General features: G+C 49.4%; 9 protein-coding genes. 5 read left to right on the top strand and 4 right to left on the bottom strand.

Going from position 1 to position 9,689, the window contains the following annotated elements; translation table 11 throughout:
- A partial coding sequence (locus tag ACI31H_RS03070; protein WP_439770532.1) for a glutamine amidotransferase-related protein occupies positions 1-215 on the top strand: 215 nt, incomplete at its 5' end.
- Complete coding sequence (locus ACI31H_RS03075; RefSeq protein ID WP_439770533.1) at positions 215-2,695, top strand: ATP-grasp domain-containing protein; 2,481 nt, start codon at positions 215-217, stop codon at positions 2,693-2,695. The genes ACI31H_RS03070 and ACI31H_RS03075, both read left to right, overlap by 1 nt.
- 689 nt (positions 2,696-3,384) lie before the next feature.
- On the opposite strand, the gene ACI31H_RS03080 is transcribed toward ACI31H_RS03075, so the two are convergent.
- The gene (locus tag ACI31H_RS03080) at positions 3,385-5,064 is read right to left on the bottom strand and encodes an NFACT RNA binding domain-containing protein (protein WP_439770534.1); all 1,680 of its coding nucleotides are present in this window, start codon (positions 5,062-5,064) and stop codon (positions 3,385-3,387) included.
- A 204-nt stretch (positions 5,065-5,268) separates the two neighbouring features.
- Here ACI31H_RS03080 and ACI31H_RS03085 point away from each other — a divergent pair, with 204 nt between their 5' ends.
- From ACI31H_RS03085 to ACI31H_RS03095, 3 genes are read left to right on the top strand one after another with little or no spacing between them, the layout of a single operon-like run.
- Positions 5,269-6,144, top strand: a complete 876-nt coding sequence (locus tag ACI31H_RS03085; protein WP_439770535.1) for a DegV family protein — start codon at positions 5,269-5,271, stop codon at positions 6,142-6,144.
- Positions 6,144-6,752, top strand: a complete 609-nt coding sequence (locus ACI31H_RS03090; RefSeq protein ID WP_439770536.1) for a hypothetical protein — start codon at positions 6,144-6,146, stop codon at positions 6,750-6,752. The genes ACI31H_RS03085 and ACI31H_RS03090 overlap by 1 nt, the downstream gene beginning before the upstream one ends.
- Positions 6,753-6,794: 42 nt before the next feature.
- Positions 6,795-7,250: a DUF441 domain-containing protein gene (locus ACI31H_RS03095; RefSeq protein ID WP_439770537.1), complete on the top strand. Its 456-nt coding sequence runs from the start codon at positions 6,795-6,797 to the stop codon at positions 7,248-7,250.
- Between the two features lie 65 nt (positions 7,251-7,315).
- Here the strand turns inward: ACI31H_RS03095 and ACI31H_RS03100 are convergent, their stop codons facing one another.
- The 3 genes from ACI31H_RS03100 to ACI31H_RS03110 form a co-directional block, all read right to left on the bottom strand.
- Positions 7,316-7,972: an HD domain-containing protein gene (locus ACI31H_RS03100; protein WP_439770538.1), complete on the bottom strand. Its 657-nt coding sequence runs from the start codon at positions 7,970-7,972 to the stop codon at positions 7,316-7,318.
- A gap of 64 nt (positions 7,973-8,036) precedes the next feature.
- Complete coding sequence (locus ACI31H_RS03105; RefSeq protein ID WP_439770539.1) at positions 8,037-8,681, bottom strand: endonuclease III domain-containing protein; 645 nt, start codon at positions 8,679-8,681, stop codon at positions 8,037-8,039.
- Between the two features lie 12 nt (positions 8,682-8,693).
- Complete coding sequence (locus ACI31H_RS03110; RefSeq protein ID WP_439770540.1) at positions 8,694-9,557, bottom strand: alpha/beta hydrolase; 864 nt, start codon at positions 9,555-9,557, stop codon at positions 8,694-8,696.
- Positions 9,558-9,689: the final 132 nt, after the last annotated feature.

Raw genomic sequence — 9,689 nt, forward strand, 5'->3', positions numbered from 1 at the left:
GCGGCTTTACGATCGATCCCGCAACGATCGATCGGTCGAAGCTCTTCGTGACCTACGTTGACATGCTGGATAACAGCGTTCAGGGGCTGCGCCACCGGAAGTTCCCAGCCTTTTCTGTCCAGTTCTTCCCAGACGGGGCACCAGGGCCTGATGAAACTAACGGACTTTTTGACGAATTTATTGAGATCATGAATAGAAGGGAGGCCCAACGCTGATGGCAGATAAGATCCACTCGGTACTAATTATTGGTGCCGGTGCAAACGATGTACAGCACGGTGATGAACTAGATGCCGCTACCTTTCAGGTAACAACCGAATTTAAAAAGCAGGGGGTACAAACCATCCTGGTGGATAACAACCCCTTTTCGGTCAGCCTGGAAGCACGCGACGTTATTGACCATGCCTGCATTGGGCCGCTCGATGTTGATAACCTCTTAAAACTAATTGACTACTATAAGCCCCAGGCCATTTTACCGACGCTCGGTAACCGGCGGGCCTTTGAGCTCACCCAAAAGCTCTTAGAAAAGGGGGTCATCCAGGAACGAAATATCCAAATTCTCGGGGTTCCGGAAGCGACGATCCACCAGATTAATAACCCGGTCCTCTTGAGCCGGACCCTCCACGCGATGAATGCACCGATGAAGTCAATCGTGACCGTCGATAATTACCAGGATGCACTCCAGGAAGCCAACCGGCTGGCTTACCCGGTTATTATCCGGTCAGTACTTCCCAAGAGTAGTAGTACCCGGCGGATTGTCCACGACCAAAATGAACTAGCAACGGCGGTCCAACGCTGCCTAAAGCAGTCGCAAGCGGGGCAGGTGTTGGTCCAACAGAGTTTAGCCGGCTATAAGGAAATCGAGGTAATGGTGCAGCGGGACCGGTCCGGCACGATGATGATGCTGTCGATGGTTGAAGATATGGACCCGATTGGTATCCACGCCGGTGATTCGGTCGCCTTTAACCCGCCGCAGACGCTCTTGGACCGGCAGATTCAAGACATGCGGGATACCGCCTTTGCGATTACCCGGAAGTTACGGATTGTGGGGGTTAACCACGTACAGTTTGCGCTGAACCCGGCCAATGACCGTTTCTACGTGATCAAAAACAGTCCCTACTTTGACCGGATGACGTCCTTTGTGGCCCAGTCGACGGGGTACCCGATTGCCAAAGTCTGCGCCCACTTGTACCTGGGCCAGCGTCTTCGCGACATTGAACTGGGGGACCAGTTTGTCCACCACGCCGCGCTAGTAGAACCAACGATGGACCACATTGCTGCCCGGGTGCCAGTCTGGGGCTTTAACGCGATTCCGGAGGCCGACCGGCAGTTAATTACGGAAAAGAAGTCGGTGGGGACCGTCTTTGGCGTGGGGCGTAGTCCGATTGAGGCCATGTTTAAGGCGATTGAGTCCCGCTATCAGGAGCCAGCTGATTTCCACCTCCGGGCCCAGGAAAAGCTGACCGACGATGAATTGGTAATGAAGCTGGTCCACCCCGAAGCGGGCCGGCTCTTCACCCTAATTGAGGCCATGCGCCGGGGCTACTCAGTCGAAGAACTAAGTGAGTTAACGAAGATCGACCCCTTCTACTTTGACCAGATTAACCGGATGCGCCTTTTAATTGAGGACGTGGTTAACCACCCGCAAAAGGAGCCGGTCCTAGTGGAGGCCAAGTATAACGGCCTAAGCAACCAGCTAATTGCGCGCCTGTGGAAGACCACCCCTGCGCAGGTCTACCAGATGGCTGAAGACCATGAGCTAATGGCGAAATACAAGGAGATTGAACCGTCAGGCGGCGAGTTTACCCAGCACACGGGCAGTTTCTACTCGGCCCTGGAAGATGAAAACGAAGCGACTAAGACGGCACAGCCGAGTGCTATGGTAATCGGGACCGGGGGACTGCGGCTCGGCTTAAGCAACGCGGGTGACTACGTCGTTGCGATGATGATGCGCCAATTGCGCCGCGATGGCTTCCACACGGTGGTGGTCAATGCCAACCCGAGCTCTGTTAACCTCAGCTACACCCTAGCCGATAAACGCTATATTGAGCCCGCTACCGGTGAAAACATCCTCCAGATTCTACGGATTGAACAGCCCCAATTCCTCTTCGTGCCCGCTAGCTACACCGAACTGCGGAAAACGCTGGCGCATGCGGACATTAGTTGCCAGATCATTACGATTCCGGATGAGGGAGTTGACCCGCTAGTGGGCGCCAACAAGCAGTTAGTCGCCTTTAACTACCTAGATGATGGTAAGTACGCTTATTCGCTGGGACCGATTGCAACGTCACCGGCTACCCCGACGACGCTCCGCTATCCGGCTGATCTTGGCCCCGCTAGCCAGCAGCTCGCTGAACAGGGGTTGAGCGCCATCATGGAACAAAACCAACCGGGCCTGTTCCAGGTTATTTTTGAACGGCAGGGGGATGACTATCTCCTGCGGGAAGTCTGTCCACTGCCGCTGCCGACACTGGCCTTCCTTTCTAAGGCCCTCGGACTAGACCTGACCGGTATTTATACCCAGATTTTGACCGGGAAAGCAGGGGCCGATGAAATTACCGCCTTCCTCAAACACGAAGAAAAGCGGGGCAATGCTGTTTACCGGGCTTGCTTCCCATTCAAGGCCCTGCATGTTCCGGACGCAACTCCGGCGGCCAACAAGATTATTGGGGCTCAGATGGACTTCTTAACCGAATAGCGACTTAATAAGTAAGTTTTAAAATGGCTTCAAGCGTTTGAATTTTCGGACGTTTGGGGCCATTTGTGATTAGCCAAACAAAATTGGTGGAATATGCTATAATAGAATGGAAGCGGTTTACTAGCTCCTGGCGAACACCGTTTGAAAGAATTTACTTATTTTAAAGGAGAGCGTTTTTGTATTATGGAAGGTTTATTATTACTCTTAGGTTTTGTAATTGAAACGGTTGTCTTAATGACAGTTAAGCACGTTTATTCATAATGGTAAGGTAATATGGACTGCTAATAACAGTTAAATTGTAGCAATGTTGCTTGAGATAAAAACGCTTTGAAAAGATGAGTAGTGTTCTAATGGATCACAGAGAGCCACGCTAGCTGAAAGGTGGCATCACGGCGGTTCACGAAGATGGTCTTGGAGATAGTTGTGGTTTGTCGGCGCTTCAGCGAACAATTCACGGCTACGACCGGTAGGAGTATATTAATACCGATGAGGTTGCTTCCGAAGGACGTTAACCTAATCGAAAATTAACTGTTATTAGCGCAAGCTCCCGGAGTTTTTTAACTCCGGGGGCTTTTCCGTTTTAAATGCGGCGGGCCCCATCTCAAAAGAGATATTATTTACTTTAACTAAATTTAAAAAATAAATATTTAAAACAAAAAATCCCCCAATAAAAACTGGGAGATCAAAGCTTAATTAGCAAGTTTATGCGGCGTTACCCGTAAGGTCTTCTGACCAGTAAAGGTAACAAAGCCCGGCTTAGCACCGTTGGGTTTGTGGAGGCGTTTAACTGGCAGGTAGTCGACCGGGACGTTGTCGGAGTTGCGCCCCTTAGAGAAGTAGGCCGCCAGTTGGGCTGCTTCTAAAATCGTTTGGTCACTCGGGTTGGTATCCCGGATTACCACGTGGGAACCGGGGATATCTTTGACGTGAAGCCAGATTTCGTTCTTATTAGCGGTCTTGAAGCTGAGCCGGTCATTTTGTAGGTTGTTCTTCCCAACCAGCACGAGCGTTCCATCACTGGTGTGGAATTGCTCTGGCTTACTGAGGTGGACCTTCCGCCGCTTCTTACCCTTTTGCTTATTCTTAATGTAACCTTCCTGTTGTAACTCCAGTCGAATTTCTTGAATATCGGCCGGGGAGGCGAGGTCAATTTGATTTTGAATATTTTCAAAATACTCAATTTCATCCTTGGCCAGTTTTAGCTGCTGGTTGACATAAGCAACTGAGGTCTTTAACTTGTCGTATTTGGTAAAGTACTTTTGCGCGTTTCGGGAAGGAGACAGTTCCGGCGAAAGGGCGATCTTAAGGGGCTTGTTATCATCGTAAAAGTTTGGCAGGGTGATTTCACTCATCCCATTCTTCAACTTACCGAGGTAGGTAGTCAGGATTTCACCCCGGATACGGTACTTATCGGCCTTGCTAGCATCATCTAGTTGCTTTTCGAGCTTCTTAACCTTCCGCCGGTCCTTCTTGAGCTCGTTTTTAATAACCTTTAGGACCTGACCAGCCAGCTCCTTGGAGCGGTCCTGCTGGGCTTTTTGGCTGTAGTAGTTATCCAATAGTTCAGACAGGGTAGTAAAGTGTTGTAACTGGTCCTTATCACTATTGAGCGGTGGGAAGGCCATGAATGACTTCTTTTGCCCGTCAATGATCACCGGCTCAGGCTGGTCGAAGTGTTGGATAAACTGTTGATAGGTCGTCGGTAGGTGGTCGCTAGCTAAGAGTCGGTTCGCTAGGTCGCGAGCGGTATCGCGGCCTAGGCCTTCGTAACTAGCCTGGAGCTGGTGGGCTAATTCGTTGCTGGTATCGTACTGGCGAACGAGGTCACTGTACAGCTGGTTCGGCAGGTAGGGGTTAGCCTTATCCTGCTTCGGGGGCATTACAAAGGTTGCCCCTGGCAATAAGAGCCGAACCCGGTTTTGGTCGGAGCCAACGTGCTTAATAGTGTCAATAATCTTACCGGTCTTGGTATTAACCAGGGAAATATTACTGTGCCGCGCCATGATTTCAACAATTAGGTCGAGCTGTTGCCGGTCCCCAAGTTCATCGCGGGTACGGAAGCTTAAGCGGACGATCCGGTCGTTACCTACTTGTTCTACCTTTTCCAAAATAGCACCATCAAGGTGCTTGCGTAGGGTCATGGTAAAGTTAGTCGGTACGGCAGGATTGGTAAATGGCACCTCCGTAATCTGAATCCGGGGATAAGTCGGATTAGCGGAAAGCAAGAGATCATAGTTATGCCGCTGGGCACGAATGGTCATAATCAGTTCGGCAGGGTAGGGTTGGCTCACCCGCGCCACCCGACCGGTCGCAAGGGTGGCATTTAATTCATGCACCATGGCATGGGTAAAGAAACCATCAAAGGACATTTAAATTCCTCCTTTTATTTTTGAATCGTACGAAATAAAATGCGTTATCTATTATAACGTTTTTCGCAAATTAGACACAAGCAAGAAGCCACTATCAGTGGAAAGAATAGTTGGTTTCTGTTCGCGCATGTGGTATGCTTCTTATATTATTGGATTTTATATTCTGCAATTATTCATAAATTAAATCACATGGAGGAAGATAAGATGAAAATTGCTGTTGTAACTGACAGCACCGCCAATATCACTCCAGAAGAGGCGGCGAACAATAACATTAAAGTGGTACCAATCCCATTCACGGTCGATGGTCAGAATTTTCGTGAAGGGGTCGATATCTCAACTGCTGACTTCTATGCTAAATTGAAGACTTCCAGTACCTTTCCTAGTACGTCACAGCCGTCAGTCGGCCAAATGATGGAGTTATACCAGCAACTAGCTGATGAAGGTTATGACGCCGCAATTAGTATCTTTTTAACTAAGTCCATTTCCGGCTTTTTAAATAACGTAGCCCAGATTGCCGATGAAATGGCTGACCAAATTAAGATTATTCCGTTTGACTGTAACATTACTTCGGAACCGATGCACTACGTGGTTCTTGAGGCTGCTAAATTAGTCCAAGAGCACGAAGACCCGGACGAAGTAATCGCTAAGCTCCGGAAGCTCAGTGACACGATTGGCGATGTTTTCGTGGTTGATGACCTGAAAAACCTGGTTCGTGGTGGACGCCTTTCCAACGCCTCGGCCTTTGTGGGATCTATTCTGAAGATTAAGCCCCTGTTGTCATTTGATAACCCTAACCACTCGATCGAAGCCTTTGAAAAGGTTCGGTCGATGAAGAAGGCCAAGGCCCGCTGTGAGCAGATCTTTAATGAACGGACCGCTAACTTGGACTACCCAGTCCGGGGAATTGTGATTCACGCTAATAGTGAAGAAACCGGACGGAAGTGGATGGAAAAGCTCCAGGACGAAAATCCGGACGTTAATTTCAGTCTAGGTTACTTTGGCCCAGTTATCGGAACGCACTTAGGGCAGGGCGCACTGGCGTTGGCCTGGATGCAAGACACAGATAAGAAGCCATTATAATGAAGAAGCGTTATTGGGGAAAAGTAGCGGGACTAATCGTCCTAGCCATCGTTTTGATGGTCCTTGTCGGCTTGATTAGTTTCCGGACGGTAGCACCAACCGGAGTTTTGATTGCCCCCTTAGCCGGTATCGTTTCCGTGGCAATGACCATTGCGCTGGGGACCGGCCCGGGTATTTTAACGGCAGCGATTGCGGGAATCGTCTTGCACTTTTTACAGGCAGCTGATTGGCTCTTAGTGGTCAACTTTTTACTGTTGACGATCTTTATCGGCTGGTTGATTGGTTGGCGGCTACCGCGTAGTCAGCGAGTAACCCACCAGCAGTTGATCTGGCTCGGGATTGTTAGCGGAATTAGTGAACTATTAATTACTGTTATCATCACGGCCCTTTTTGGTTGGCTAACCGGTGGTAACTGGCTGGTCTTTGTCCGGCTAAACTTACTACCGACAATCTTAACCATCCTCTGTGATGCGGTTTTCATCGCGCCCTTAGCTTTCTTTTTCCGTTGGCTAGCGCAGCAGCTATTGCCACCGGAAACCACTGGGACAGACCAAAAGCCGCAGGGATCGGTTGAAATTAACTTAAGTAAGAAAAAAGATAAGAAATAAATTGTTGAGGGCTTCCCTCAGCTTTTTTTGTGGAGGAAAGCAATGGAAAGTTGGCTATTCTTGGCGCTGGTGCTAGTGATTGCAATTGTCGGTAAAAACATGTCACTGGTAATCGCTAGTGCCGTCGTAATGGTGTTGAAACTCTTACCGGTGGCTTCAAGGTGGTTGCCAGTCATTCAAAGCAAGGGGATTAATTGGGGTGTGACGGTGATTTCCGTTGCCATTCTGGTACCGATTGCGACCGGTCAAATTACCTTTGCGGACCTGTTTAAAGCCTTTCGGACCCCGGCGGGCTGGATCGCGATTGCGGCCGGAATTGCCGGGGCCATCCTGTCCAAGTACGGGATTAACCAGCTGGCGGCAGTCCCCCAGGTTACCGTGGCCCTGGTTTTAGGAACGATTATCGGAGTGGTCGTATTCAAAGGGGTCGCCGCTGGACCAGTGATTGCCAGTGGGATGACCTATTGCATTGTGACCCTGTTAAATTTACACTTTTAAACTAAAATGAAGGAGGACTAGGTAACGGCGCCAGTGACCGTTACTTAGTCCTCCCCTTTGTTATATTAAAGTTTATTATCCCACTCGTGATGGAACTCGGTTAAAAAGTCTTTTAGAAATTGTTGCCGGTGAACTGCAATTCGTTGGGCAGTCGGTGTTTGAAGCATCCCAGCCAGCTTTAAGATCTTTTCGTAAAAGTGGTTGATGATTGTTTCATCATCTAAATTACGGTATTCATCGTGGGTCATATTCTCCCGGGGCTTAACCAGCGGGTCGTAGATCTTTTCATGGTGGGCACCACCGTAATAGATCGCCCGGATAATACCGATGGCACCGATCGCGTCGAGCCAGTCCGCGTCCCGGACAATCTCACCAACCTTGGTAAGGTGGATGGGTTCGTCATCGAGGGTGTGGGCAAAGGAGATGTTTGTAATAACGTCCATGATGGTTACGATATCGGCATCGTCAAAGCCGTTTTGCTCGAGGTAGGTCCAGAGCTCTTCCTTGGCTTCATCGACATTGGCAACCAGTTTTTCATCGATGGTATCGTGGAGGTAGGCCGCGGCAACTGGTACGAAAGGATCAACCCCTTCGCCGAGGGCAATTTTCTTGGCCATCTTGACGACCCGGTTGATGTGATCCATCCCGTGGCCGGTGCTATCCTCGCCGAGCTTATCGATCGTGTAGCGTTTGACCGCCGCTAATTGTTTTTCATGTGTCATTGCAAATACTCCTTTTAAAAGTTAATACGTTAAGGTTACTCAATTTTCACCGGTAGGGCAAGTGCTAGTCGAGTCGCAAACGGTCACCCGCCAAAAAGCTGTCGTTAAACCTGCTTTGGGGGTGGAGGTACTGCTTGCCAAACTCGTCGATTAGGCCGTGAAAATCCTGGGCCATTTCAAGGTCAAAAGTAGTGGGCAGTTGGCAGCGCCGGGCTAGTGATTGGTAATCAGTTAGGCCCGGAACTTGCAAGCAGGTGAAGAGGGTCCGGGCATACTTATCGCTGATGAAGGTTGGTACTTCAAAAATGTAGGTTAATAGGACGTCGGCCGTTTCCTGACCAATCCCACGTAGCTTAAGGAGTTCCGTTCGTAAGTGGGTGCCGTACCGCTCCCTAATTTGTCGGTAGTCAAACTGGTACTGGGCGAGCCAGACAAAGACTGCCTGCACCGCTTTACTCTTATTGCGGAAGAAGCCGGCTGGGCGAACCAGGTCCTGTAGTTGGTCGGTTGTTAACCGGGTAATCTGACCGGGGTCAAAATGGGTAGTGTGGCGAAAGTTGGCCACAGCCCGGTCGGCATTTCGCCAGTTAGTATTTTGAATCATGATGGCACCGATAATGATCTCTTCTTTAGAGTCGGCCGGCCACCAACCGGAGGGCCCCATTGACCGGTGCATTTTTTGGTAGAGTTCGTAAAGTGTTAGTTCCATGTAACTAGTTCCTTATTTTGCCCAGAAGAAGTTAATTAAGAGCTTATTAACGGCCGGATTATGGTGGAGCAGTTCGTGCTTGGCGTTAGCACCGGTAATTTTTACCTCCCGGTAGGACTTACTACGACCGTTAATTAGGTAGCGCAACGTTTGGCAAGAACTATTGCTGACCTGACTGTCGTTGCCATTACCGAGGTCACCGTAAATGTTAAGTACGCGCACCTGCCGTGGGTAGGTTGACCGGAGGGGTAGTAACTTCTTAAAGGAGTCGTTCTCAGCGGATGGCTTACCCGTCTGGTGATTAACGGTGAGGTTGGCCGGCTCGTTCCAGCCCATGGCACCATCAAAGGTTCCCGCTAACGCAACCTGTTTTTGTAACTGGGGTAGCTTCTTATTTTGCCCGTTAGCAAGTAGGTAGTACATCACGGCCATGTTTCCCATGGAATGGGCCTCGATGTTCATCTTCTTAATGTGGTAAGTCTGCTGGAGCTTGACAACCACGTTTTTAACCCACTGTCCCTGCATGGCGTAGTCAGTGTTACGACTATTTTCAAAATTAACCATTACCAGCGGGTTAACTGCACCGTGGGGGATGCGGCCCTCTAGCGTAACCCTGCCATCAGCGGCGACATCGGCGGTGATGGCAGTCTTGCTGACACCGGCCTGTTCAATTCCGGAGACCATATAGCGTTCGGCATGGGCACCACTGTTGAAACCATGGAAAAAGATGGTGGGGGTGGTCGACTGGACATAACGGTGGCAAGCAGCGAAACTAGGGGTAGCCACTAGGGTAAAGAAAAGGAGAGCGGCCAGGGAAATCAATAGTTTAGCGAATTTTTTCAAAAGGAAAGCCTTCTTTGTTTTTACTGTTATCATAACATTACAAGCTGGATCTGATGGCGGTAATTTGACCCAGCCTATTTTATTTTTTAAATTAAACGACCTAATTAAGATTAATTGGTAGATTATAGAATGAAGTTAGCCACCCAGTTGGTGGTAAATAAAAAA

It is taken from the genome of Limosilactobacillus sp. (assembly GCF_051873035.1).
Lineage (GTDB): Bacteria > Bacillota > Bacilli > Lactobacillales > Lactobacillaceae > Limosilactobacillus.

What these genes read in the sequence shown, in the direction of transcription:
- ACI31H_RS03075 (WP_439770533.1), top strand. Translation starts at nt 215, where the DNA reads ATGGCAGATAAGATCCACTCGGTACTAATTATTGGTGCCGGTGCAAAC.
- ACI31H_RS03080 (WP_439770534.1), bottom strand. Translation starts at nt 5,064, where the DNA reads ATGTCCTTTGATGGTTTCTTTACCCATGCCATGGTGCATGAATTAAAT.
- ACI31H_RS03085 (WP_439770535.1), top strand. Translation starts at nt 5,269, where the DNA reads ATGAAAATTGCTGTTGTAACTGACAGCACCGCCAATATCACTCCAGAA.
- ACI31H_RS03090 (WP_439770536.1), top strand. Translation starts at nt 6,144, where the DNA reads ATGAAGAAGCGTTATTGGGGAAAAGTAGCGGGACTAATCGTCCTAGCC.
- ACI31H_RS03095 (WP_439770537.1), top strand. Translation starts at nt 6,795, where the DNA reads ATGGAAAGTTGGCTATTCTTGGCGCTGGTGCTAGTGATTGCAATTGTC.
- ACI31H_RS03100 (WP_439770538.1), bottom strand. Translation starts at nt 7,972, where the DNA reads ATGACACATGAAAAACAATTAGCGGCGGTCAAACGCTACACGATCGAT.
- ACI31H_RS03105 (WP_439770539.1), bottom strand. Translation starts at nt 8,681, where the DNA reads ATGGAACTAACACTTTACGAACTCTACCAAAAAATGCACCGGTCAATG.
- ACI31H_RS03110 (WP_439770540.1), bottom strand. Translation starts at nt 9,557, where the DNA reads ATGATAACAGTAAAAACAAAGAAGGCTTTCCTTTTGAAAAAATTCGCT.